Origin of the sequence: Kribbella sp. CCNWLW201, from assembly GCF_037203805.1 — a bacterium.
GTDB lineage: Bacteria > Actinomycetota > Actinomycetes > Propionibacteriales > Kribbellaceae > Kribbella.
Window position 1 is genome coordinate 1 of sequence record NZ_JBBCBQ010000006.1, and the last position, 24,114, is coordinate 24,114.

Sequence of the window (24,114 nt, forward strand, 5' to 3'; positions counted from 1 at the left end):
ACGAGGAGCCGGGCGTCGGCCCGGTTGGCCTCGGCGCGGTGGTCGGCGGCCGAGGCCAGCAGGTCGGTCGTCGAGAGTGTGGTCAGATCTCCGTCGAACATGTGTTCTAGTTTGGGTCACATCATGACATCGGCCAACTCCAAGAGGTGGCAGAATCCCTTATCCACAAGGGGAAACGTCACACAGGATGAGCTGTGGAAAGTGGTAGGAGTTGCTGCGTCCGGCTCCCGAACATGTCGATGGCCGGCGGATGCGTGGCACGGGTTCAGTGCTGAGTCCGCATCCGCCGATCGGCAACAGGGGCGTCGCCGATTACGCTTCGGGTGGTTTGCGGGGGCGGAATCTTGGCGGAATTTTGGGCCGTATTCGAGTTGGACGTAGCCCGAGGAGTGGACTCCGACCCCGAGGCTGCCGGGCCGGCTACCCCCGAGCCTGCGCCTTCCACACCACCCCCACCCCCGCCCCCGAAATAACCAAACTCGCCGGTCCCTAGCCGTCGTTGGTCACGCCGTCGGGTGTTTTGCGGCGGAATTTCGGGCGGAACTTCGAGTCGTACTCCAACTGCATGTATCCCGAGGAGTGCACTCCCACGGCGACACACCCAGTGGCCAGGAACGCGATTCCCGCAACGGTGGACATGTGCCAGAAGGCTGCGGTGAGGCCGGTGAACGCCGAGCCCTGGGCGATCGCCTTGGCCGCACTGACGGGCCGTGACCTGCTTGCGCGGCGACGGAACTCCTCCTGGCGATTCAGCACCAGGAGGGCGGCGAGCAACGGTATCGAGATGGCGATGGCGATGACGCACACCGTTGCCGAGGTGTCCAGCGAGTCCTCGGTCAGGAACGGCTGCACCACGACCAGGCCGGCGCCCGCCAGTCCGCCGTAGATCAGGTTGGACTGACGGATCCATTCCGCCTGGGCCGCCGGGTCGGCGACGGCGTCTTCGAATTCCTTCCGGATGCGTTTGCCTTCGGCATCGGCTTCGGCCGCGCCTTCGGTTCCGGCTTTGGCTGCGATGAGGTGCGCCTGGTCGGCCAGGAAGTCCTTGTCCTCGTTCATGGGCGTCCTTTGGTCAGGGGTGGCGGCCGGCGAGGACGCAGAATTCGTTGCCTTCTGGGTCGGCGAGGACGACCCAGCTTTCGTCGCCTGTCTGGCCGACGTCGGCGTGTCGGGCACCTAGGTCGAGGAGGCGGCGTACCTCTTCGTCCTGGTCCCTGTCGGTCGGGTTGACGTCGAGGTGGAGCCTGTTCTTGACGGTCTTGCCCTCGGGTACGTGCACGAAGGCCAACGTCGGCGGCACCGGGCCGGGGCGGGTCTTGCCTTCTCGCACCAGCGGGGAGCCGATGGTGATGAGTCCGTCCTCTTCGCCTTGTACCTCGTAGTCGAGGACCGAGCACCAGAACCGGGCGAGACCGCTGGGGTCGGCACAGTCGACCGCAAGCTCGGTGAACTTACTGGCCATGGCAGGACCTCCCGGTCTAAGAGTCGTCGGCCTTGCGGACCCAGACTTCCCGGATGATGAGCAGGATGGCGGCGGCGGTGGGGATGGCGAGCAGAGCGCCGACCACACCCAGCAGGGCGCCGCCCAGGAGGGCGGCGATGACGGTGACGGCGCCCGGGATGTCGACGGCTCGGCGCATGATGCGGGGAGCCACGATGTAGTTCTCGATCTGCTGGTAAATGATGCCGTAGGCGAGGCAGGCGACGCCGACCCACAGGCCGTCGGTGAAGCCGATCAGGGCGACGATGACGACACCGATCAGGCCACCGACCATCGGGATGAAGGCGGTGAACATCACCACGATCGCCAGCGCCAGGGCGTACTCGCGCAGGCCGACGATCTGCAGGAAGACGAACATGAAGAAGCCGGCGCAGGCCGCGACCAGGAACTGGCCGCTGACGTAGCCGCCGACCCGGCTGAGCACCTCGTCGCCGAGGATGGAGACGCGGGGACGGCGGCTGGCCGGGACCAGGCTGTACGCCGCCCGCTTCACCGAGGGCAGCGACGCGAGGAAGTAGAGCGTCAGGATGAGGATGGTGAAGCCGGAGAACAGGGCGTTCGCGACCACCTTGCCGACGCCGAGGATGCCGCCGAAGGCGCGCTGCGCCAGCGCCGGGTCCTGGATGTAGTCCTGGGCCTTCTGGATGAACTGGTACCGGTCGTTGAGCTCGTTCAGCGTCTGCGACTTGGTCAGCAGGTCGAGATAGTCGGGCGCGTTCTTGATCAGGCTGTTGATCTGGTCGGTGACGACCGGGACGATCGCGAAGCCGACGCCGGACACGGCGAGGATCATCAGCAGGAAGACGACCCCGACGGACAGGCCGCGCTTCAGGCCGCGGCGCATGAACCACTCGACCAGCGGGTTCAGGCCGACCGCGATGAACATCGAGACCAGCAGCAGGATGAGGACGGACCGGGCCTGGCCGAGCGCGTTCCACAGACCCCAGGCGACGAGTACGCCGAGGGCCGCGAAGAACCCGAACATGAACGGGTTCGACCGCCGCAGCGGCGGACCCGGCAGGCCCATGCCGACGTCGGGATGCCGCTCCTCGATCAGCAGCTCGTCGGCCAGGTTCTCGTCCGTCTTCTTCGCGGCCGCCTCAGCCTCGGCCTCGGACTCATCGGCTTCGTCGGCCGACTCATCGGCCTCGTCCGCCGCCTTGTCGGCCTGGACGGCGGAACCCGCGGCGTCCTCGGCGGAGGCGTCCGCCTTGTCGGCGGAGACCTCCGCCTGGTCCGCGGAGGTGTCGGCCTCCTGGGCGGACTGCTGCGCCTGGTGCGCGGCGGTCTCGGCCTGCTCGGCGGCGGCCTCCGCTTCGGCGGCAGCCGCCTTGGCCGAACGGGTCACCTCCGCGAGATCCTGCTCAGGCGTCGCTGTGGAGTTTTCGTCGCCGGATGGCGTCACATCTTGTCCTTCGGGGATCGCGAGCCGGAAACCGCCTCGTCGGCCTTCTCGTCGTCGGCGGCCTTCTCCTCATCGGACGTCAGTTCCTCGTCGGAGTCCGATGTGTCCGGCCGCGCCTGCACCGAAGTCTCCTGGTCGGCGAGGTCACTCAGCCGGAACTCGTCGATCTTGGTCGAGTCGGCCGGCTCCTCGTCGTCGTCCGCGGGACCGCCCGCGGACTTGCTGGCGAGCTCGTCGGCGGCCTTGGTGTCCACCCGCAGCCCGGTGTCGATCCGCGTCTCGTCCACCCGCGCGTCACCCGCAGCGACGCCGACGAACGGGCTGGACCCGGTGAAGGGTCCGTCCTCTTCGTCGTCGTACGGGCTGTCGGCAGGGGCCTCGTCCTTCGAGTGAACCGCGAACGGGCTCTCGACCGGCGCCTCGTCCTTCGGCTGCGGCCTGAACGAGTCGTCCTCATCCGGCTTCGCCGCGAACGGGCTGGCGGCCGGCTCCGGGGCGGCGGGGAGCGAGTTCTCCCGCGGCGCGAACGGGCTGGCCGCCGGTGCCGCGGCGGGCTGCTGCGGCCGGGAGAACGGGTTCACATAAGCCGGCGCGGCTGTTTCGGAGTCGAGCTCGGCAGCCTGGCGGGCGATGTTGCTGGCGATCTCGTTCAGCCCGGCGATCTGGGTGAGGATGCCGTCGCGGCGCTTGGCCAGTCGCTCGGTCTCGCGGGCGACGATGGTGCGCGACCGCTCGGCCTCGTCGGCGGCATTGGCCAACTCCGCCTCGGAGCGGGTCCGCGCGGTGGTGAGCAGTTGCTCGGACTCACGGCGGGCCCGGGCGATGGTCCGCTCGGCCGACTCCTCGGCCTCGGCGCGGATCTTGCGAGCCTGCTCGGTCGCCTCGGCGACCCGGCGCTCGGAGGCCTCGGCCGCCTCGCGCATCTGGGTGGTCAGGTTCTCGGTGTCGGCCGCGATCTGCTGGTGCTTGTCGGCCAGCTCCTTGGCCTGCTGCTCACGCTCGTCGGCCAGCCGGGCCCGCAGGGCCGCGGACTCGCGCTGGATCGCGGTCCGGATCTTCTCGGCCTCGTGCAGGGCACCGTTCTTCAGCGTGCTGGCCTGCGACTCCGCGGTCAGCATCAGCTGCTCGGCCTTGCGCCGCGCGGTCTGGAGCACCTCGGCGGCCTCGGTCTCCGCGGTACGGCGAAGCTCCGCGGCGTCACCCTCGGCGGTCCGGCGCATGCTGTCCGCCTCGTTCAGCGCGACGCTCCGGATGTCCTCGGCCTCACGCACACCGGTCGCACGGGTGGACGCCGCCTCCTTGGCCGCGGCCGTCCGCAGCTCGTCGGCTTCGCGGCGGGCCTCCTCGAGTGCCTCGGACGCCTGGTCCTGGGCCAGCCGGAGGATCTGCGCCGCCCGGTCGCCGAGGCCGGCGTACGACGGGTTGGCGCTGGCCTCGAGCTGCCGGCGGGTCTCCTCGAGCTGGCGCTGCAGGGGCGCAACGCTGCCCTGCAGCTCGTCGGCGCGGTTGCGTGCCTCGACGAGTTGCATTTCCAGTGCGCGGACGTAGTCGTCCACCGCCTGCTTGTCGTACCCACGGCGACTGACCGGGAATCCCCCGGCCGCGGTCGCCGTACGGTCGAAGAATGGCAGGCTCGACTCGTCAGGCATTTCCCGAGATTCCCTTCTGGCGGCTCAGCGTGAATCCCCCACCTTAAGCCTGTCAGAACCCGGGTGTAACCAGCCAGTCGGCCCCTGTGGACAGCCCTGCCCCGAACTACCTGTTGCGGAAGCGATTGATGGCCGCTTCGTGCTGCTCCCGCAGCGCCTGGTCCCGCACCCCGAGGCCCTCGGCCGGGGCGAGCGTGAGCACGCCGACCTTGCCCTGGTGCAGGTTGCGATGGACGTCGTACGCCGCCTGGGACGTCTCCTCGAGTGGGTACACCTTGCTGACCGTCGGGTGGACCATGCCCTTGGCAATCAACCGGTTGGCCTCCCAGGCCTCGCGGTAGTTGGCGAAATGGGAGCCGATGATCCGCTTCAGGTTCATCCACAGATAGCGGTTGTCGTACTCGTGCATGAAGCCCGAGGTCGACGCACACGTCACGATCGTCCCGCCGCGACGGGCGACGTACACCGAGGCGCCGAACGTCTCCCGGCCCGGGTGCTCGAACACGATGTCCGGGTCGTCGCCACCGGTCAGCTCCCGGATCCGCGCACCGAACCGCTTCCACTCCTTCTGGTCCTGGGTGTGCTCGTCGGACCAGAACTTGTACCCCTCCGCCGAGCGGTCGATGATCAGCGAGGCGCCCATCGCCCGGCAGATCTCCGCCTTCTCCGGCGACGACACCACGCAGACCGGGATCGCCCCGCCGTTCAGCGCGAACTGGGTCGCATAGGAACCGAGCCCGCCGGACGCGCCCCAGATCAGGACGACGTCGCCCTGCTTCATGTTCGCGCCGTTCGAGGAGACCAGCTGCCGGTACGCCGTACTGTTCACCAGACCCGGCGACGCGGCCTCCTCCCAAGTCAGGTGGGCGGGCTTGGGCATCAGCTGGTTCGACTTCACCAGCGCGATCTCGGCCAGGCCGCCGAAGTTGGTCTCGAAACCCCAGATCCGCTGCTCGGAGTCGAGCATCGTGTCGTTGTGCCCGTCCGGGGACTCGAGCTCGACCGACAGGCAGTGCGCGACCACCTCGTCGCCCGGCTTCCACGCGTTCACACCGGGACCGGTCCGCAGTACGACGCCGGACAGGTCGGAACCGACCACGTGGTACGGCAGGTCGTGGCGGGCGGTCAGCGGGGACAACTTCCCGTACCGCTTGAGGAAGGAGAAGGTCGACACCGGTTCGAAGATCGACGTCCAGACGGTGTTGTAGTTGATCGCGCTCGCCATCACCGCCACCAGCGCCTCGCCGGGACCGAGCTCAGGCGTCGGGACGTCGTCGAGATGGAGGCTCTTGCGTGGATCCTTCTCCTTGCTGTCCAGACCCTCGAACATGCTCGCCTCGTCGGCGTGCACGGTGATACCGCGGTAATGGTCCGGTACGTCGAGCGCGCCGACGGCCGCGGTGTCACCGGCGAGAATCGCTTCGAGGATCTGCTTCACGTCGTACCTCCTGCAGCGGCGGTCTGGGTGAGCGGAACTTACCGCTGAGTATGCACGTCTGGCTGTGCCCTGTAACACAGGACGGGACGGTTGAGACGACCGTCACTTTTCCAGTCCACCGTTGTCAGTGGTCTTATCACCGCAGCCGGGTGTGCAGGCGCACCTGGGTGAAGTCGTCACCGGACCGCAACTGGACCAGGTCGCACAGCTGGTTCGCCAGCCAGACACCGCGTCCGCCGAGCCCGTCGAGGGGCGGCAGCACCCGGCCGACGAGCAGGTTGTCGATCCGGCCGCGGTCCGCCACGTCGCAGATCAGCGAGCCGTCCGCGATCCACACCGACAACGTCCCGCGTCCACCGCCGAACCGGATGCTGTTCGTGCAGATCTCGTGCAGCGCGAGCGCCAAGTCGTCCAGCCGGTCCCGTGACACCCCGTGCGACGACGCCTGCGCGTTGACCCACTGCCGTACCTGCGCGAGATCCTCCAGTCCGAACTCCCACCGCTCGGCCCGATCCGGTACGTCGCTCAGCGCCGTACGGAACGTCTTCTCCGCAAAGGCTTCCGCGCCGGCGTGGGTGACGGTCGGGTCGATCCCGACCGACGCCTCGTACGGGCAGAGCAGCCGGAAGTTCTTGTCGTCGGCGAAGGCGATGTCGAGCAGGGCTTCGTGCAGCACGGCCTCGTCGTACTCGGCCGCGGTCCGGCCGGCATAGGCCGGCTCGCCGAGGCCGCGGACTGGGCGGCCCGGGTTGCGTTCGAGCGCGTCGCGCCACAGCGGGATCAGGCGGGCCGGATTGCGGCCGGCCACGGTCGCGTCGATGAAGCCGACCTGGTCGCCCTCGGGCCCGAGAGCCGCCCGCAGGCGGGCGATCCGGGCGGGCGGCAGGGCAGCCACGATCGCCTCACCTGTTGCCAGGCCGTCGCGGACGAAAGGTGTCGCGAGCCGCACGAACTCCTCGTCCGAGGTGTAGACGAAGGCGCCGTGCTGGAACCCCGTCGGCACACCGTCCAGAGAATCGGTGGCGCTGTCCTTCAGCACCCGAACAGCGTAGTCCGGTCAGAGCCACTCGGCAGTGTGTCGGCGCGTGCCGTCACACCCCGTTCGGCGGTGGTAACAGTGAGGTTTCTTCAGCTTCGGATTCAGGCGGGCTCGACCAGTTCGACCAGCACACCGCCGGCCGAGCGTGGGTGGACGAAGTTGACCCGCGACCCGCCCGTGCCGCGCTTCGGCTCGTCGTACAGCAACCGCGCGCCGCGCTCCCGCAGCGTCGCCGAGACCGCGTCCAGATCGCGCACCCGGTACGCGAGTTGCTGGATCCCCGGACCGCGCTGGTCGAGGAACTTGGCGATCGGCGACTCGTCCGACAGCGGCGCCAGCAACTGGATCGAGGAACCCGATTCGCCCACGGACAGCATCGCCTCGCGCACGCCCTGCTCCTCGTTGATCTCCTCGTGCGCGACGGTCATCCCGAACACGTCGGCGTAGTACCGCACAGCCTCGTCGAAGTCGGCCACGGCGATCCCCACGTGGTCGATCGCCTCGAACAGGGCCTTGGTCGTGGTGAGGTGATCCATATCGCCAGCGTGGACCAGTCGGCTGCGTGATTCCAATGAAAAGTGGCCGATGCGACACTCGAACCGTGGCGGGGGATGTGCTCATCGGCCTCGGCCGGCTGCTGGCGGCCGTGCGGCCCTGGCGCGCGCCCGGAGCGTTCCGCGCGCACGGCCTGACCCTGGCCACCCTGACAACTCTTGCCGCGCGCAACCATCCCGGCGACGTCGCGCTCATCGACGACGACGGTCCACTCACGTACGCCGACCTCGATCAGCTGACCCGCGAACCCGCGACCGGCGAACGCATCGCGGTCCATGAGCTCAACGGGCGGTCGTTCGTCGTAGCAGTCGTCTCCGGTCTACGAGCCAACGCGGACGTCGTCCTGGTCGATCCCCGCGCACCCGCCGTGGAGGTCGGCACACGACGGGCCGGGCAGCGCGGGCAGGTCGTAGTGATGACGTCCGGAAGCACGGGTACGCCGAAGGTCGTCGAACGGAAGGTGACCGCCGCACAGGCCGTGCCGATCGCGACGTTGCTGCGGCGATTGCCCTTACAGCGTGGGGTTCCGCTGGTGATCACGCAGCCGTTGTTCCACGGGTTCGGGGTGGGATTCCTCGCCTTGGGGCTGGCCTTCGGGATGCCTGTCGTCTTACGGCGTCACTTCACTGCGGAGGAGGTGGCCGACTTCCTGCGCGACCACCCGGGCGCGATGCTGACCGGCGTACCTCCGGTGCTGGCGAAGGTTGCGCGAACCGGAGTCGTGGTTCCGCTGGCAGCTGTGGTGAGTGGTGCCGGGCCGTTGCATCCAGCGGTCGCGGATCGGTTGCGGAAGGCATTCGGGCCGGTGCTGTTCAACCTCTACGGATCGACCGAGCAGGGTTGGTCGACGCTCGCGACACCCACCGACCTCGCCGAAGCGCCAGGGACGATCGGCCGGCCGGCGGCCGGCGTGAGGCTCGCGATCCTCAACGACGCTGGTGGTCCCGTGCGGGCCGGGGAGGTCGGTCACGTCTGGGTCGGTGGACGACTGGCCGGCCGGATGGCGGACTCCGGTGACCTCGGTCATCGTGACTCGGCCGGGCGGTTCTTCGTCGACGGACGGGCCGACGACCTGATCGTGACGGGCGGGGAGAACGTATTCCCCGTCGAGGTGGAGAACGCGCTCCTCAGTCACCCGGCCGTGGCCGACGCCCGCGTCGTCGGCGTACCGGACGAGGAGTACGGCGCTCTGCTCGAGGCCCACGTCGTACGACGGCAAGCGGTGGACGCCTGGGAATTGCTCCGGCACGCACGGGCGCGGCTCAGTCCGGTGAAGGTGCCGCGGTCGATCACGTTCGTGGCCGAGCTTCCGGTCACGTCGACGGGTAAACCGGCCAGGCGTGTGACCTGATCGACAGGGTCGGACTTGGGGCGTACCAGTGCCGTCGCAGGTATCGTGACAGACATGTCTGACGCCTCTCGCAGCTCGCAGAATCAAACCGTCATAGTGGCCGGCGCGCGCACCCCGATCGGGCGGCTGCTGGGTGGCCTCAAGGGCTTCACCGGCGCCGAGCTCGGCGGGTTCGCGATCAAGGGCGCACTGGAGAAGGCCGGGGTCGCACCGGACCAGGTCGAGTACGTGATCATGGGCCAGGTACTGCAGGCCGGCGGCGGCCAGATCACCGCCCGCCAGGCCGCGGTCAAGGGCGGCATCCCGATGAACGTCCCGGCCATCACGATCAACAAGGTCTGCCTGTCCGGCCTGAACGCGATCGCGCTCGCCGACCAGCTGGTCCGCGCCGGGGAGTACGAGATCGTCGTCGCCGGCGGGATGGAGTCGATGACGAACGCGCCGCACCTGCTGCCGAAGTCCCGCGAGGGCTTCAAGTACGGCGATGTGCCGCTGGTGGACTCGATGGCGTTCGACGGGTTGTGGGACGCGTTCACCGACCAGGCCATGGGTGCGCTCACCGACCAGGCGAACAACACCGGCCTCAAGCTCAGCCGCGAGGAGCAGGACGAGTTCAGCGCCCGCTCGCACCAGCAGGCCGCCGCGGCCTGGAAGAACGGCGTCTTCGCCGACGAGGTGGTGCCGGTCGAGGTGCCGCAGCGCAAGGGCGACCCGATCGTGGTCGACAGCGACGAAGGTGTCCGCAGCGACACCTCCGCGGAGTCGCTGGCCAAGCTCCGGCCGGCCTTCGGCAAGGACGGCACGATCACCGCCGGTTCGGCCTCGCAGATCTCCGACGGCGGCTGTGCCGTGGTCGTGATGAGCAAGGCGAAGGCCGAGGAGCTCGGGCTGTCGTGGATCGCCGAAATCGGCGCCCATGGCTCCGTCGCCGGTCCTGACTCGTCGCTGCAGAGCCAGCCGGCGAACGCGATCGTCAAGGCGTGCTCGAAGGAAGGCATCGAGCCGGCTGCCCTCGACCTGATCGAGATCAACGAGGCGTTCGCGGCCGTCGGGATCGCCTCGGCGCGGGAGCTTCAGGTCGACCTCGACAAGGTCAACGTGAACGGCGGTGCGATCGCCCTCGGCCACCCGATCGGCATGTCGGGTGCCCGGCTGGTGCTGCACCTGGCGCTCGAGCTGCAGCGTCGCGGTGGCGGCGTCGGCGCCGCGGCCCTGTGCGGCGGCGGCGGTCAAGGCGACGCGCTGATCGTGCGGGTACCCCAGCGCTGACTGAGAGAGGGCTGATGCCACGACGCACCGCTCCGGTCGGCGAGTTGGTCGAGCGAGCCCGGGAGGGTGACTCCCGGGCCGTCGCTCGATTGATCTCGCTGGTGGAGGACGAATCGCCGCTGCTCCGCGAGGTGATGGCGGCGCTTTCGCCGTACGCCGGGAACGCGCACATCGTCGGGATCACGGGCTCGCCGGGGGTCGGCAAGTCCACCTCGACGTCGGCGCTGGTTTCGGCGTACCGGAAGACCGGGAAGCGGGTCGGCGTGCTGGCGGTCGACCCGTCGTCGCCGTTCTCCGGCGGTGCGTTGCTGGGGGACCGGGTGCGGATGCAGGACCACGCGACGGACACCGGCGTGTTCATCCGGTCGATGGCGTCGCGCGGGCATCTCGGTGGGCTGGCGTGGACGACTCCGCAGGCGTTGCGGGTGCTCGACGCGGCCGGTTTCGACGTCGTCCTGGTGGAGACCGTCGGGGTCGGTCAGTCCGAGGTGGAGATCGCCGGGATGGCCGATACGACGCTCGTGCTGCTGGCGCCGGGGATGGGTGACGGGATCCAGGCGGCCAAGGCCGGCATCCTCGAGGTCGGCGACATTTACGTTGTGAACAAGGCGGATCGCGACGGCGTGCAGAACGTCACCCGGGACCTGCGGGCGATGCTCGCACTGGCCGAACGGCCCGAAGGAGCCTGGTCGCCGCCGATCCTGAAAACTGTTGCCTCGCGCAACGAAGGGATCGCCGAGGTGGTCACCGCGATCGAGGACCGGCTGGCCTGGATGGAGGCCAACGGCGTCCTGGACGAGCGCCGGCGCAGCCGGGCCCGGGACGAGATCGAGGCGATCGCGATGACGGCGCTGCGGTCCCGGTTCGCGCACCTGCACGGCGACGCCCGCCTCGACGTGCTGGCGGCCAAGGTCGCCGAGGGGAACACCGACCCCTACACCGCGGCCGACGAACTCATCGCCGCGCTTTGACTGCGACATTCGACCACTGTCTGTCACATTGTGCCGATGGGTGCGGATAGAGTGGAATGAGTTCCGAAATCGGGCAAAGACCGGAAGATTTCCGCATCACGGTGCGATCCGCGTCTCACGGCGGCGCGCCGGAGGCTGCCATGCCCCCGAATCCGTTACAGAATGGACCTTGTAGCTGGTGAGCATTGTGCGGTGGGCTGTGTTCAGTCAGTGACAATTGGTGACGGTCCGTGATACAAACACAAACACAGTCGACCGAGTGGTTGCGAACGAGGAGTGGTGACATGCCGAAGAAGCTGTTGATCTGGTCGGTCATCGCCTTTGCCGGCTTCTATCTGTTCACTCAGCCGGCGAACGCCGCCGACGCGGTGGGAGGCGCGTTCTCGGCCGTCGGCGACGCGTTCACCAGCGTGATCACGTTCTTGAGTGCGCTGTTCAACTGATCTGCTGTCCGAGTGTCCCGTGACGAGCCATCGTGCGGGACACTTGGCTGTAAGGAGCGTTCAGGCCGCGTGGCCGACAACGGGGACAGTGCCCGCAAGTGGGGTGTAGGGGAGTGAACGGATGGCCGGAATAGGCCTGTTCCGGATCTTCGACCCGAAGGTCCGGCGCCACCTGATCTCGGACGAGGGCGAGGTCGTCATCGACGAGGTCAGGCACCACTGGGTGGTGTTCAGCGTGCCGATGCTCGAGGTTGTGCTCGCGGCGGCGCTGCTGATCGCGATGGTGACCACCAGCATCGGCGGGCAGCAGGTGCTGCTGGCCATCGTGCTGGTGCTGCTGGCGCACGCCTTCTGGCAGTTCCTCACCCAGCATCGGGACCGGTTCGTGGTCACCAACATGCGGGTGATGCGGATTCGCGGCGTCTTCTCCCAGACGGTGGCGACCACCCCGATCGCGCGAGTCCTGGACATCACCCTGCAGAAACCGATCATCGGCCGGATCCTCGGCTACGGTCACTTCGTCTTCGAGTCGGCGGCGCAGGACCAGGGCTTCCGGGAGATCAAGTGGGTCAGCCGGCCGGACGACCGCGACCTGACCATCCAGCGCGTCATCCAGCGAACCGGTCTGCGCGCCTCTGCCAGCGTCGACGTCGTACAGGGTGACGAAGACTCCGATGACGACGGCACCGGCCCGATCGGGATGGACTCCGCCCAGGAGGTCACCACGACCACGGCCCCCGCGCCCGCCCACCACCAGGCTCGCCCAGCCGGCTCCGGGACCAAGTCCATCTTCAACAGCGAACGCGGCAACTGGACCGACGACCCCGACTGACCAGTCAGTCAGGTCGAGCCAGGTCGAGGAAGGCCCGGCGACGACGTTCGCGATGCGCACGTTCGGGATCCGTGGCCGGCCCGGCGAGCGCGCGGGTGAGTTCGTCGGCTGCGTCGGCGTACCGGTGATCGCGTGCGAGCAGTTCGGCGCGTACGGCGTACCAGCGAGGGCTCGGCGGGAGTTCGTCGAGCATGGCGAGCCCGGATGCGGTGCCGTCGGCCTCGGCGGTCGCGACCGCATGAGCCAGCTGCGCGGACGTGCTGGGCGCGATCGACACGAGCAGGTCGTACAGACGGACGATCTCGCGCCAGTCGGTGGCGCTGTAGCTGGGTACGCGGGCGTGCTCAGCGGCGATGGCGGCCTGGAGTTGATAGGCGTCAGCCTGTTGGCCCGAGCGCAGGAGCGATTCGTTCAGGAGCGCGATCCCGCGAGTGATCGCCTGTTGGTCCCAGCGACTGCGATCCTGCCGGTCGAGGGTGACCACCTCACCGTCATCGTCGAGCCGAGCCGGACGACGTGCCTCGGTGAGGAGCAGCAAGGCGAGTACGGCGGTCGGCATCGGCTGGTCGGGCAGCAGTTCATGGAGTAGCTCCGCCAGCCGGATCGCCTCGGTGCAGACGTCGACGTCGTACGCGGTCTGTCCCTCAACTGGTGCATGGCCGGAGGTGTAGAGGCTGTGGATGACTCCGCACGCGGCCGGCAGCCGAGCGGGGAGTTCGTCCTCGCTCGGCACGCGGTAGGGGATCCGCGCGGCCGCGATCTTCTGACGGGCTCGGGTCAGCCGCTTGTTCGTCGCGACCTCGGTGGTGAGCAGTACGGCGGCGATCTGGGCCGGCGACAGACCACACAACGTCCGCAGCGCCAGTGCGACCCGGGTCGGTGGCGACAGTGTGGGATGACAACAGGTGAAGATCAGCCGCAGCAGATCGTCCTGCACCACGCTGTCCGGCACGATGCCGTCCGACTGGCTGAGTTCCATCAGTTCCAGCCCGTCTCGTTCCTTGCCGGGGCGTGCTCGCTCGCGGCGGATGATGTCGATCGCCTTCCGCCGGGCGGTCACGGTCAGCCAGGCGCGCGGCTCCGGCGGTACTCCGGTGACCGGCCAGGCGCCGAGGGCCGCCAGGGTCGCTTCCTGGACGGCGTCCTCGGCCAGCTGGACGTCGCCGACGGTCCGGATCAGGGTCGCCAGGATGCGCGTCCCCTCGACCCGGATCGTTTCGGCGAGTGCGTCGTACATCGGGGAGCTACTTGGCCAGGATGACTGGGCGCACCTCGACGGCGCCGTTCCACGCGGCCGGGATCTGCGCGGCGATGGCGACCGCCTCCTCCAGGTTGTCGGCCTCGATCAGGTAGTAGCCGGTCAGGGCTTCCTTGGTCTCCGCGTACGGCCCGTCCGTCGTGACGACCTTCCCGCCGCGCGCACCCTCCACCCGGACGACGGTCGCCGTCGGAGTCGGATGTAGGACGGCACTCGCCTTGATGGTGTCGGCGTGGTCCACCCCGAACTGCCGGTACTCCGCCAGCTCACTCGCCTGCTCAGGCGCCCACCAGTCGACGTCCGCCGTGTAGGTCAGTGCAAGGTACTGCGCCATCGGAACACTCCTTCTTCGCCAGGCCCACTGTGGCCTCTCAGCAAGTGAACGAACAGCCACGCACCTCCAGGACATCTCTCAGGTGGTGCACTCCGCGACCCGCGCCCGGAACTCCCGTACGACGCCCGCGTCGCCCGCGGACTGAATCACCGACGCGTCCTGCCGACCCCACAACCAGAGGAACAGAGCATCCGCCGACCCGAAGATCTCGGCGTCCACCTCACCCTCGGCCACCTGACTCACCACGACCTTCGTCGCGTCGGCGCGGACCGTCCACGACCGCCCGTCGGCCGTGATGCGTACGGCGGCATCGACCGGGTGGGCCGTATCGCCTTCCTCCCACCACGGGCCGGCGAGGTTGGGGAAGAGGAGCTCGTCGATGCCGTCGAGGGCCAGCTCCGGGTCGATCGGTGTGATCACGTCATGCGCCTGTTCGACGTCGATCCGGTGGACCACACTCTCCAGCGCCATCCGCCGGAACCAGAACCCGGAGGTCTTGTCGTCCGGGTTGAACGTCCACGTCTCCCGCTCGGTCCCGGCGGCCTCCAGCGCGTCCACGATCGCCGCGCGTGCCTCGTCGTACAACTCGATCGCATCCCGCCCGCTGAAGTCCGGCGGCCACGGATCTGGCAACGCCGCGAGCTTCAGGACCTCCACCTTGTGCAGGTAGACCGTCGCCACATGCCGCACCACCGACTCGACCGTCCACCCCGGACAGCTGGGCACAGCGGCATCGAGCCCCATCCGCCCAACCTCACCCAACCGCGCGGACTCAGCCCGCAACTGCTCGAGGTAGAACCCAGCCAACGTCATACGGCCGAGCATGCCACCGCCGACGGACAGTTTCAGATGGTCCGGGACTTCATCGCCTCGGCCCAGTCGGTGGTCTCGGCCTGGCTGATCTCGACCACCCGTTCCGCGAGCAGGCGGACCGGGTCCTCGGCGTCGGCGAAGCGCCCGGCGCGCTGGGCGTAGAGCCAGGCCTCGTTCCGCAACTGTTCGGCCGTCCGGGTGTACATCGGGTAGGAGTCCTTGAACCCGAACAGGGTGCGGATCCCTTCGGCCAGCGCGATCAGGCCGCCGAGCGCCGGCGCCAGCCAGTTCGGGGCGTCGATGGCGACAGAGATCGCGATCACAAGCGCCGCGACCAGTTGGATGGTGCCGAGGGCTCGGTAGGCGATGCGCGCCCGGTTCGCCTGGGCCCGGTACCAGCGGAATCTGATCGTGATCAGTTCCTCGGCCGGCGAGTCCGTGCCGAGTGCCGGGAAGTCGGATTCTCTGAGAGTCGCCACGGTCAGCCACGATAAGCGTTTCGGCGGTTAATGTTCCGGTCATGGCGAGGAAGCGGGCGTTGCCGTTCGATCCTATTGACGAGGCCTCCCGGCAGTGGGGGCGGCGGTGGGGCGCGGTCGAGCAGATGCGGGCGGTCACGTCGCTGATGCGGGCCCAGCAGATCGTCATCGGTGAGCTCGACGACATCCTGAAGAAGCACGGGTTGACCTTCGCGCGGTTCGAGGCGCTGGTGCTGCTGACGTTCTCGCGGCGCGGGTCGTTGCCGCTGGGCAAGATGGGGGAGCGGCTGCAGGTGCACCCGACCTCGGTGACGTCGATCGTACGGCGCCTGGAGGCGGCCAAACTGGTCACCCGGACCCCACACCCGGACGACGGGCGGGCCGTCCTCTGCGAGATCACCCCCGAGGGCCGGGAACTGGTCGAACGCGCCACCGCCGACCTGGTCGCCGCCGACTTCGCCCTGTCCGGCCTCACCGACGAGCAGCTCAAGATGCTCTGGTCCGTCCTCGAGCCCCTCCGCCACAACGCCGGCGACTTCACCTGACCCAACGCGGGACCTCAAAGTTGTCCTCAGGTTGGAAATAGTTGGACGTCCTAGTATTTTGGGACCAGTTCCCGAGGAGGTCTGACTGATGGATGCCGAGCAGATCGCCGCCGGCCGGAGCCGGTGGCAGCAGCGGTACGACGCGGCACGCAAGCGGGAGGCGGACTTCACCACGCTCTCCGGCACCACGGTCGAGCCCGTCTACGGGCCGCCCGAGGGGGTCGACGACCCGCGGATGGACCGGATCGGCTGGCCGGGCGAGTTCCCGTTCACCCGCGGCCTCTACCCGACCGGGTACCGCGGCCGCACCTGGACGATCCGCCAGTTCGCCGGCTTCGGGAACGCCGAGCAGACCAACGAGCGGTACAAGATGATCCTGAACGGTGGTGGCGGCGGCCTCTCGGTCGCGTTCGACATGCCGACGCTGATGGGCCGCGACTCCGACGACCCCAAGTCGCTCGGCGAGGTCGGGCACTGCGGCGTCGCGATCGACTCGGCCACCGACATGGACCGGCTGTTCAAGGACATCCCGCTGCAGGACGTCACGACCTCGATGACGATCTCCGGTCCCGCCGTACCGGCGTTCGTGATGTACCTGGTCGCCGCCGAGCGCCAGGGCGCCGACATCACCAAGCTCAACGGGACGCTGCAGACCGACATCTTCAAGGAGTACATCGCGCAGAAGGAGTGGCTGTTCCCGCCGGAACCGCATCTGCGCCTGATCGGTGACCTGATGGAGTACTGCGCCGCGACCATCCCCGCGTACAAGCCGCTCAGTGTCTCCGGCTACCACATCCGTGAGGCCGGCTCGACCGCCGCGCAGGAGCTGGCGTACACGCTCGCCGACGGATTCGGGTACGTCGAGCTGGGGCTCAGCCGCGGCCTCGACGTCGACGTGTTCGCGCCCGGGCTGTCGTTCTTCTTCGACAGCCACCTGGACTTCTTCGAGGAGATCGCGAAGTTCCGCGCCGCCCGCCGGATCTGGGCCCGCTGGCTGCGCGACGTGTACGGCGCTCGCACCGAGAAGGCCCAGTCGCTGCGCTTCCACACCCAGACGGCTGGGGTGTCGCTGACGGCCCAGCAGCCGTACAACAACGTCGTACGGACTGCTGTCGAGGCGCTGGCAGCCATCCTCGGTGGGACGAACTCGCTGCACACCAACGCGCTCGACGAGACGCTCGCGCTGCCGAGCGAGGAGTCGGCCGAGATCGCGTTGCGGACGCAGTCGGTGCTGATGGAAGAGGTCGGGGTCACCAACGTCGCCGACCCGCTCGGCGGGTCCTGGTTCGTCGAGGCGCTCACCGACGACATCGAGGCCGAGGCCGAGGAGATCTTTGCCCGGATCAAGGAGATGAGCCCGGACGGCTCGATGACCGGCGGGATCCTGCGCGGGATCGAGGACGGCTGGTTCATGGCCGAGATCGCCGACGCCGCGTTCGAGTACCAGCAGAAGCTGGAGAAGGGCGAGAAGAAGATCGTCGGGGTGAACACCCTGACCGACACGGTCTCCGGTGAGCTGTCCATCCTCCGGGTCAGCCACGAGGTGGAGATCGAGCAGTGCAGGGTGCTCGCGGCGCGCAAGACGCACCGCGACGAGGACCGGGTACGTCGTACGCTATCGGCTCTGGTCGAGGCGGCCAGTCGGACCGGCAACCTCATCGAACCCATGCTGGAGGCGGCGCGTGCGGAGGCCACGATGGGGGAAATCTGTCACGTTCTTCGGGAACTCTGGGGCGAATACCGAGAGCCCGCCCGCTTCTGACGAGCCCCCGGCAGACCCGCCACCCGCACCGCCCGGCGGCAACGGCGGCGGTCCGCTCGACGGTCGCGGTGTGGTCGTCTGCGGATCGGACCGCACGATGCTGCGGGTCGTCACCGAGCTGGTCGGTTCCGGCGAACGGGTCACCGCGATCGTCAACCCCGCGTCCCGGCACTACGAACGGATCGGCGAACTCGGCGCGCAGGTGATGGGTGTCCGCGTCGTCAGCGAGGCGTTGCTGCGGCGCGCGGGGATCGATGCCGAGAACGGGCGGCCGTCGAACGCACGCGCCCTGGTGCTGCTGGACAACGACGACGTCCACAACGTCCACACCGCGTTGACCGCGCGGGACATGGATCCGGATCTGCGCATCGTCGTACAGATGGTCAACCCCCGGCTGGGTGAGCAGTTGCATCGGCTGCTGGGTGACTGCGTGGTGATCTCGGGACCTTCGCTGGCCGCACCGGCCTTCGTGTCGGACGCCCTGGAGGACGACGAGCTGACCTGGCTCGAAATCGGAGGTCGGCGGCTGGTCGCCGGTCAGGCCGATCTGATCCGGGGGCCGCATATCGCCGTACTGGCCGACACCACCTCGTCGGCGACACCGGAGCTGCTGCCGATCGTGAGCTCCGACCCGACCGGCGACATCGTCCTCGGCACCGGCGTCCGCAGCGTCTGGCGGACCAAGGACGTACGACGGGCCGGCTGGCTGATGGCGCTGCGCGACATCTTCGATCGCCGGGTACGGCGGATCGCCGCGGTGATGACGTTCCTCGTGCTCACCGGGACCGTGCTGACGCACTACATCGCGAACCCGAACATCGACTGGTGGCGCGCGCTCTACCTGGCCGCCGGTGCGGTGACGTCGGCCGGGATCGAGGACGACGCGTTCTCCGAGGCGGAGCCCTGGGCCAAGGTGGCCGCGGTCCTGGTGCAGCTGACCGGCATCGTGCTGATGGCCCTGCTGACCGCGGTCGTCGTCGACTCGTTGATCGGGGCGCGACTGTCCCGGGTGATCGGCGGTGTCCGCGGCCGGCCGCGCAACCACGTCGTCGTCTGCGGTCTCGGTACGGTCGGTGCGCGCGTACTGGAGATCCTGGCCGAGCGTGGTGTCGCGGTGATCGGGGTCGAGCACGACGAAGACTCGCCCGGTGTGCAGACCGCGCACCGGCTGCGCATCCCGGTGGTGATCGGGGACAGCAGCAACGAGGAGACGCTGCGACAGGCCGGCGTACAGCGAGCTCAGGCGGTGCTGGCGATCACCAACGGCGACATCACGAATCTGGAGTCGGCGATGGTCGTCCGCGACCTGAACCCGGAGGCGCGGATCACGATGCGGATGTTCGACCATGACCTGGCCCAGCGAGTCGAGCGGCGGCTCGGGCTCGGGCACAGCCGGTCGGTGTCGATGCTGGTCGCGCCGGCGATCGCGGCGGCGGTGGCGAACCGGCGCAGTCAGGTCACCGTGCCGGCCGGTCGTCGTGTCCTGCTGCTCACCGAGGTCACCGTCGAACCCGGGTCGGTCGCGGGTGGGCGCCGGCTGGGCGAGCTGGACGAAGCCGGCGGTCTGCGGGTCCTGGCGCGCCGGGACGGGACTACCTGGGACTGGTCCCCGGCGTACGACAAGGAGCTCCAGCCGGGCGACCGGATCGCCGTTGCCGGCACCCGCAGCGGCCTCGCCCGCCTGCTCCTGGCCACCCGGGCACAACACGCCTAGTGGAAGTGCCCGCCGCCGGACCTCCGCACGCCATCTCCGGCGCCCATGCGGGCACCTCGCTGCGTTGGAGGGAAGGGCACGATGAACCCCGCATCGAGCCCTTCCCTCCGCCTTGCGATGCACCCACCTGGACACCGGAGCTGACGCACGGATTTCCGGCGGCGGGCACTCTCGGGGAGGATGGACCCGTGAACGTGAACGGAATGCGAGGGCAGTCGTGAGTCAGTCGAACTTCTCCCGTCCCGGGGCGATCGATCTGTCGTCCCTGCGCAAGCCCGCGGCGGCTGGTGGTCCACCGGCTGCGGGTGGTGCTCCGGCAGCAGGCGGTGGCGCCGCGGGGTCGTATGTGCTGAACGTGAGCGAGCCGACCTTCCAGGCCGATGTGATCGAGCGGTCGCTGCAGGTCCCGGTGGTGGTCGAGTTCTGGTCGCCGCGGTCGCAGGCCTCGACCGCGCTCAGCCCGGTGCTCGCCCAGCTGTCCACCGAGTACGCCGGCAAGTTCCTGCTGGCCCGGATCGACATCGACGCGAACCCGCAACTGGCCCAGGCGGTCGGCGTCCAGACGGTTCCGCTGGTGATCGCCGTACTGCGGGGTCAGGTGGTCCCGCTGTTCCAGGGTGCGCTGGGGGAGCCGGAAACGCGGCAGTACCTCGACCAGCTGCTCACCGTGGCGGTCGCGAACGGAATCACCGGGCGGGCCGAGCCTGTCGGTGGTCCGGCCGAGCCCGCCGCGGAGGAGGAAGAGCCGGCCCCGAACCCGCGGTTCGAGAAGGCCGAGAACGCGGTCGGTGCCGGTGACCTGGACGGCGCGATCGCGGCGTACGAGGAGCTCCTGAAGGAGACCCCGAACGACGCCGAGGCGAAGTCCGGCCTGGCCCGGGTCCAGCTGGTCAAGCGGACCCAGGAGGCGCCGGCCGACATCCGGACCCGCGCGGCCGACAACCCCGGGGATGTCGAGGCGCAGAAGCTGGTCGCGGACGTCGACCTGATGGGCGGTCACGTCGAGGACGCGTTCAACCGGCTGATCAGCACCGTCCAGGCGACCTCGGGTGACGAGCGCAACGATGTCCGGCTGCATCTGCTGGAACTGTTCGAGGTGGTGGGCGCCGACGACGAGCGCGTGATCAAGGCTCGCCGGCGGTTGATGGCCGCGCTGTTCTGATCTGTTCGGGACTCGACCCCCTCGGCCTTCGTGGCCGAGGGGGTCTTTTCGTCTGTCCGTTTGTGGCCTCGTGTGAACTCTTGCAATCGCTGTTGGCTCGGTCTGAGAATTATTCACATGAGTGCTGTCGCCGCATCGCCGCAACCGAGTCTGGAAGCCCGGATCAACGGGTTGCTGCCCGCGCTCAGCCCGGCGCAGGCCCGGATCGCGACCGAGGTACTGCGGGATCCGTCCGGCGTCGCCGCGTCGACGATCGGCCAGCTCGCCGCTCGCTGTGGGACGTCCCTGCCGAGTGTCACGCGGTTCTGCCTGGCGCTCGGGTTGTCCGGGTACGCCGAGCTGCGGCTGTCACTCGCGGCCGAGAGCGGGCGGACCAGTAGCAGCTGGGAGCTGGGGACCGGTGCCGAGGTCGGGCCGGACGACTCGCTCGACGACGTACTGCGGACACTGCTGCGTGCCGACACCCGGGCGCTCGAGGACACGGTCGCGTCGATCGACGTGAATGCGCTCGGCCGGGCGGTGCAGGCGATCTCCGATGCGCGGCGGATCGACATGTACGCCGTCTCCGGGTCCGCGTCGGTCGCCGAGGACCTGCGGCTCCGGCTGCATCGGATCGATCGGGCCGCCAGCACATGGAGCGATGTGCACAACGCGCTGACCAGTGCGGCGTTGCTCGGTCCGGGTGATGTTGCCGTCGGCATCTCGCACAGTGGCGAGACGGTCGAGGTGCTGGAGCCGTTGCAGCGCGCGGGCCGTGGCGGTGCGACGACTGTTGCCGTGACCAACTATCCGCGATCGCCGCTGGCGTTGTCGGCGGACGTCGTACTGCTGACCGCTGCTCGTGACGTCACCTTCCGCACCGGCGGGATGTCCGCTCGGCACGTGCAGATGCTGGTCCTCGACGCGCTGTATCTCGGGGTGGCCCAACGCGACTACCCGCTGGCCGAACAGGCCTTCGACGCCACTGCCGAGGCCGTTGCGTCGCATCGCAAGCGCACCTGAATGCTCCGTCCACCCGCCCGTGAAGGAGAACCATGCAGAGCCCGCACCGCATTCTCGGTCCCAGTCGTCGCACCCTGCTGCTCGGCGCCGGCGCGACCGCCCTGACCGCCGCTGCCTCGACCACGTCGGCCGCTGCCGCCTCAGCCGTCGTACCTGCTGCTGTTCCGTCGCCGGACGACCTGCCGTTGACGGGTGGGCCGGAGTTCCCGATCGGGTTGTTCTGGCCGCCGCACCCGTACGCGAGTACGCCGGAGCGGTACGCCGAGATCAAGGCGGCCGGGTTCGACTTCGTCATCTCCGGCAACTACGCCGGTGACGGCAACATCTTCCAGTACCAGCTCGGGCTCGCCCGCATCGCCGGACTGCAGATGCTGATCTCCGACGACATCCAGATCCGCAACATGTCGCGCTGGTTCTCGATCTCCGACAACCCGGCCGACTTCCTCAGCGTCACGACGGCCGAGGCCCGCGCCCTCTACATCCGCGCCCGCGACGCCTACGGCCCGTTCTCCTCGCTGGCCGGTTTCAATCTGTACGACGAACCCGGCGCCGGCTGGTTCGGCACCCTGGCTCGAGCGGTCGCGGTCTCCCGTGAGCTCGCCCCTGCGCTCTTGCCGTACATCAACCTGTTCCCGTCCGATGACCCGGCGTACTACCGCAGTTTCGTCGACGTCGTGAAGCCGTCGCTGATCTCCTTCGACCGGTACCCGCTGCTGTCCGGCGGCCGCGAGGACGGGAACTACTTCCACAACTGGGCGATCGTCCGCGAAGCCGCGCTGCACGGCGACATCCCGTCCTGGGTCTTCATCCAGACGCTTGCCTACGACAACCATCGCGAGCCGACCGCGGCCGAGCTGCTGTGGCAGGTCAACATCAGCCTCGCGTACGGCGCCAAAGGCATCCAGTACTTCACCTACTGGACCCCGGAGGCCGCCCGTGGTGAAGGCTTCGGCCCGGCCCTGATCACGGTCGACGGCCAGCGCACACCCCGGTACGACGCCGCCCGCACGATCAACACCACCTGGCTTCATCAGGTCGGCCGCGAACTCAAGCCGCTGGTGTCCGAGTCAGTGGTTCACGCCAACGAGAACCCGCTGCCGAACGGGACCGTGGGGTTCACCCCGACCAGCTCGATCTCCGCCATCTCCGGATCACCTGCCGTGGTGGGCACCTTCCGCTCCCGCGACGGCTCAGCCGATCGCTGGGTCCTGGTCGCGAACCGCTCCCACTCCGCCGAGGCCCGAATCACCCTCACCCCGAACCGATCCGGCGTCTTCTGGGTCAGCGTCTTCAACCCCAGCACCCAAACCTACTCCCGCCGCCCCGCTGTCCCCGTTCCCCTCACCCTGGCCCCCGGCGCCGCTGTCCTCCTCAAACTCCAACCCCGGTAAGGGTTTCAGCTGGTCTGGCCGGTGTAGATGCCCAAGGCCCGGAAGCGCAGAGCCGGCGCCGCGTACTCCTCCAGCGCATGTGCGGTCCATCCGATGATCCGCGCCAGCGCGAACAACGCGTCGCCGGCATCTGCCCGGAACTCGAAGGCATGCATCATCGCCGCCACCGCGAGATCGCTGTTCGGGAACGACGGCATCCGCGCACCCAGCACCTGGACTGTCTCGACGATCGGGTGGTCGCCGAGCAGCTCCAGCAACACCTCGGCGCGCGGGTCCCGCTCGCGGTAGATCCGGTGCCCGAACCCTGGCACAGGTTCACCTGACCGGAGCTGATCCGACAACGCTTGGAGCGGATCCCGCTGGGCTCGTTGGAGGAACTCGTACGCCAAGGTCGGAGCGGCGCCGTGGTACTGCCCGTCCAACGCGCCCAGTCCTGCCGACACGACGGCGTACAGATTCGCCCGGGCGCTGGCCGCTACTCGGGCCGCGACGGTCGACACCGCCAGGCCGTGGTCGGCCAGGAGGATCAGCGCTGCCTCCAGCACCTCTGGTCGCGGCGGGTGCGGTGACAGCTTCGGCCAGAGCCGCTTGCCCAGTGATTGCTCGACGCCCGATGCAGGCCCGGGAAGGGCGGCGGTGAGCACGCCGATCAGCTTCTCCGCGGCCAGGATCACCGACCGGGGCGCCAGGTCGAACCGCATCGGATCGGCAGCTCCCAGTACGGCGACCGCCACGCGCAGCCGGTCCGTCAGGCGGGCTGAATCCGGCACGACCCTCATCGCTGAGCGGGCGAGCTGGACCGAGTCACCTGGCGCGGGGAACGTCGGTTGTGTGGTCAGCTCGCCGGTCCAGAGCAGGTGCGCAACCTCCTCGACCGTCCGCTCGGTGGCGAGCTCTCGGACCGAGTGACCGCGGTAGTACAGGTTGTCGTCGTGGAGGAGGGTGAGCTCGGTTTCGATCTGCTCGACCACGCCGGAGTGCTCCACGGACTTGCTCGCCAGTCGCTCGACGTCGGCCGCCGCGAACAGGCTGCCGCGCCGGCCGCGGGCCCGGACGCTCGTCAGCAGCCCGCGGCTCACATACGCGTAGATCGTCTCCGGCTTCACCTTCAGCCGGCGCGCGACCTCTGCCGTGGTCAGGTAATTCTCATCACCCTGCTGACTCATCCACCGCTCCTCCGCGCCCCTTCAGACGCTCATGT

23 protein-coding genes are annotated in these 24,114 nt (G+C 68.8%); 11 read left to right on the plus strand and 12 right to left on the minus strand.

Annotated features, from left to right (window positions below):
- Positions 1 to 489: 489 nt before the first annotated feature.
- From V9K99_RS24085 to mce, 7 genes are all read right to left on the minus strand, one after another.
- The gene (locus V9K99_RS24085) at positions 490 to 1,059 is read right to left on the minus strand and encodes a hypothetical protein (protein WP_337012275.1); all 570 of its coding nucleotides are present in this window, start codon (positions 1,057 to 1,059) and stop codon (positions 490 to 492) included.
- Positions 1,060 to 1,072: 13 nt separating this feature from the next.
- Positions 1,073 to 1,462 (minus strand): VOC family protein, encoded by a 390-nt coding sequence (locus V9K99_RS24090; protein WP_337012277.1) that lies wholly within the window; start codon positions 1,460 to 1,462, stop codon positions 1,073 to 1,075.
- Between the two features lie 16 nt (positions 1,463 to 1,478).
- Positions 1,479 to 2,906 (minus strand): AI-2E family transporter, encoded by a 1,428-nt coding sequence (locus tag V9K99_RS24095; protein WP_337012279.1) that lies wholly within the window; start codon positions 2,904 to 2,906, stop codon positions 1,479 to 1,481.
- On the minus strand, positions 2,903 to 4,555 hold the full coding sequence (locus V9K99_RS24100) for a cell envelope integrity protein TolA (protein ID WP_337012280.1): 1,653 nt from the start codon (positions 4,553 to 4,555) through the stop codon (positions 2,903 to 2,905). The genes V9K99_RS24095 and V9K99_RS24100 overlap by 4 nt, the downstream gene beginning before the upstream one ends.
- Before the next feature lie 106 nt (positions 4,556 to 4,661).
- On the minus strand, positions 4,662 to 5,993 hold the full coding sequence (gene ccrA / locus V9K99_RS24105) for a crotonyl-CoA carboxylase/reductase (RefSeq protein ID WP_337012281.1): 1,332 nt from the start codon (positions 5,991 to 5,993) through the stop codon (positions 4,662 to 4,664).
- A gap of 136 nt (positions 5,994 to 6,129) precedes the next feature.
- A complete protein-coding gene (locus tag V9K99_RS24110; protein WP_337012283.1) occupies positions 6,130 to 7,032 on the minus strand; it encodes a sensor histidine kinase in 903 nt (300 codons plus the stop codon).
- A 101-nt stretch (positions 7,033 to 7,133) separates the two neighbouring features.
- Positions 7,134 to 7,568, minus strand: a complete 435-nt coding sequence (gene mce, locus V9K99_RS24115) for a methylmalonyl-CoA epimerase (RefSeq protein WP_337012285.1) — start codon at positions 7,566 to 7,568, stop codon at positions 7,134 to 7,136.
- A 65-nt stretch (positions 7,569 to 7,633) separates the two neighbouring features.
- Here mce and V9K99_RS24120 point away from each other — a divergent pair, with 65 nt between their 5' ends.
- The 5 genes from V9K99_RS24120 (at position 7,634) to V9K99_RS24140 (ending at position 12,453) form a co-directional block, all read left to right on the plus strand.
- A complete protein-coding gene (locus tag V9K99_RS24120; protein WP_337012287.1) occupies positions 7,634 to 8,938 on the plus strand; it encodes an AMP-binding protein in 1,305 nt (434 codons plus the stop codon).
- A 54-nt stretch (positions 8,939 to 8,992) separates the two neighbouring features.
- A complete protein-coding gene (locus V9K99_RS24125; RefSeq protein WP_337012289.1) occupies positions 8,993 to 10,207 on the plus strand; it encodes an acetyl-CoA C-acetyltransferase in 1,215 nt (404 codons plus the stop codon).
- 14 nt (positions 10,208 to 10,221) lie between these two features.
- A complete protein-coding gene (gene meaB, locus V9K99_RS24130; RefSeq protein ID WP_337012291.1) occupies positions 10,222 to 11,178 on the plus strand; it encodes a methylmalonyl Co-A mutase-associated GTPase MeaB in 957 nt (318 codons plus the stop codon).
- Positions 11,179 to 11,462: 284 nt separating this feature from the next.
- A complete protein-coding gene (locus tag V9K99_RS24135; protein WP_337012293.1) occupies positions 11,463 to 11,621 on the plus strand; it encodes a hypothetical protein in 159 nt (52 codons plus the stop codon).
- A 121-nt stretch (positions 11,622 to 11,742) separates the two neighbouring features.
- Complete coding sequence (locus tag V9K99_RS24140; protein ID WP_337012295.1) at positions 11,743 to 12,453, plus strand: PH domain-containing protein; 711 nt, start codon at positions 11,743 to 11,745, stop codon at positions 12,451 to 12,453.
- Between the two features lie 4 nt (positions 12,454 to 12,457).
- On the opposite strand, the gene V9K99_RS24145 is transcribed toward V9K99_RS24140, so the two are convergent.
- From V9K99_RS24145 to V9K99_RS24160, 4 genes are all read right to left on the minus strand, one after another.
- On the minus strand, positions 12,458 to 13,690 hold the full coding sequence (locus V9K99_RS24145; protein WP_337012297.1) for an RNA polymerase sigma factor: 1,233 nt from the start codon (positions 13,688 to 13,690) through the stop codon (positions 12,458 to 12,460).
- 7 nt (positions 13,691 to 13,697) lie between these two features.
- Positions 13,698 to 14,045 (minus strand): YciI family protein, encoded by a 348-nt coding sequence (locus V9K99_RS24150; protein WP_337012299.1) that lies wholly within the window; start codon positions 14,043 to 14,045, stop codon positions 13,698 to 13,700.
- Positions 14,046 to 14,123: 78 nt separating this feature from the next.
- On the minus strand, positions 14,124 to 14,858 hold the full coding sequence (locus V9K99_RS24155) for a maleylpyruvate isomerase family mycothiol-dependent enzyme (protein ID WP_337012301.1): 735 nt from the start codon (positions 14,856 to 14,858) through the stop codon (positions 14,124 to 14,126).
- A 32-nt stretch (positions 14,859 to 14,890) separates the two neighbouring features.
- Entirely contained in the window at positions 14,891 to 15,337 is a 447-nt protein-coding gene (locus V9K99_RS24160; protein WP_337012303.1) for a DUF4231 domain-containing protein, read from the minus strand.
- Positions 15,338 to 15,378: 41 nt separating this feature from the next.
- On the opposite strand from V9K99_RS24160, the gene V9K99_RS24165 reads away from it, so the two are divergent.
- The 6 genes from V9K99_RS24165 to V9K99_RS24190 all read left to right on the plus strand — a co-directional run bounded on the left by V9K99_RS24165 (position 15,379) and on the right by V9K99_RS24190 (position 22,913).
- Positions 15,379 to 15,882 carry a MarR family winged helix-turn-helix transcriptional regulator gene (locus V9K99_RS24165; protein WP_337012305.1) on the plus strand — a complete coding sequence of 168 codons (504 nt, stop codon included), beginning with the start codon at positions 15,379 to 15,381 and terminating at the stop codon, positions 15,880 to 15,882.
- An 88-nt stretch (positions 15,883 to 15,970) separates the two neighbouring features.
- Entirely contained in the window at positions 15,971 to 17,644 is a 1,674-nt protein-coding gene (locus V9K99_RS24170) for an acyl-CoA mutase large subunit family protein (protein WP_337012306.1), read from the plus strand.
- Complete coding sequence (locus V9K99_RS24175; RefSeq protein ID WP_337012308.1) at positions 17,565 to 19,358, plus strand: NAD-binding protein; 1,794 nt, start codon at positions 17,565 to 17,567, stop codon at positions 19,356 to 19,358. The genes V9K99_RS24170 and V9K99_RS24175 overlap by 80 nt, the downstream gene beginning before the upstream one ends.
- A 217-nt stretch (positions 19,359 to 19,575) precedes the next feature.
- Positions 19,576 to 20,520 carry a tetratricopeptide repeat protein gene (locus V9K99_RS24180; RefSeq protein ID WP_337012310.1) on the plus strand — a complete coding sequence of 315 codons (945 nt, stop codon included), beginning with the start codon at positions 19,576 to 19,578 and terminating at the stop codon, positions 20,518 to 20,520.
- A gap of 117 nt (positions 20,521 to 20,637) precedes the next feature.
- The gene (locus tag V9K99_RS24185; RefSeq protein WP_337012312.1) at positions 20,638 to 21,522 is read left to right on the plus strand and encodes a MurR/RpiR family transcriptional regulator; all 885 of its coding nucleotides are present in this window, start codon (positions 20,638 to 20,640) and stop codon (positions 21,520 to 21,522) included.
- Between the two features lie 32 nt (positions 21,523 to 21,554).
- Positions 21,555 to 22,913, plus strand: coding sequence for a hypothetical protein (locus tag V9K99_RS24190; RefSeq protein ID WP_337012314.1), 1,359 nt, complete (start codon positions 21,555 to 21,557; stop codon positions 22,911 to 22,913).
- A gap of 5 nt (positions 22,914 to 22,918) precedes the next feature.
- On the opposite strand, the gene V9K99_RS24195 is transcribed toward V9K99_RS24190, so the two are convergent.
- Positions 22,919 to 24,079 (minus strand): citrate/2-methylcitrate synthase, encoded by a 1,161-nt coding sequence (locus tag V9K99_RS24195; protein ID WP_337012316.1) that lies wholly within the window; start codon positions 24,077 to 24,079, stop codon positions 22,919 to 22,921.
- Between the last annotated feature and the right edge of the window lie 35 nt (positions 24,080 to 24,114).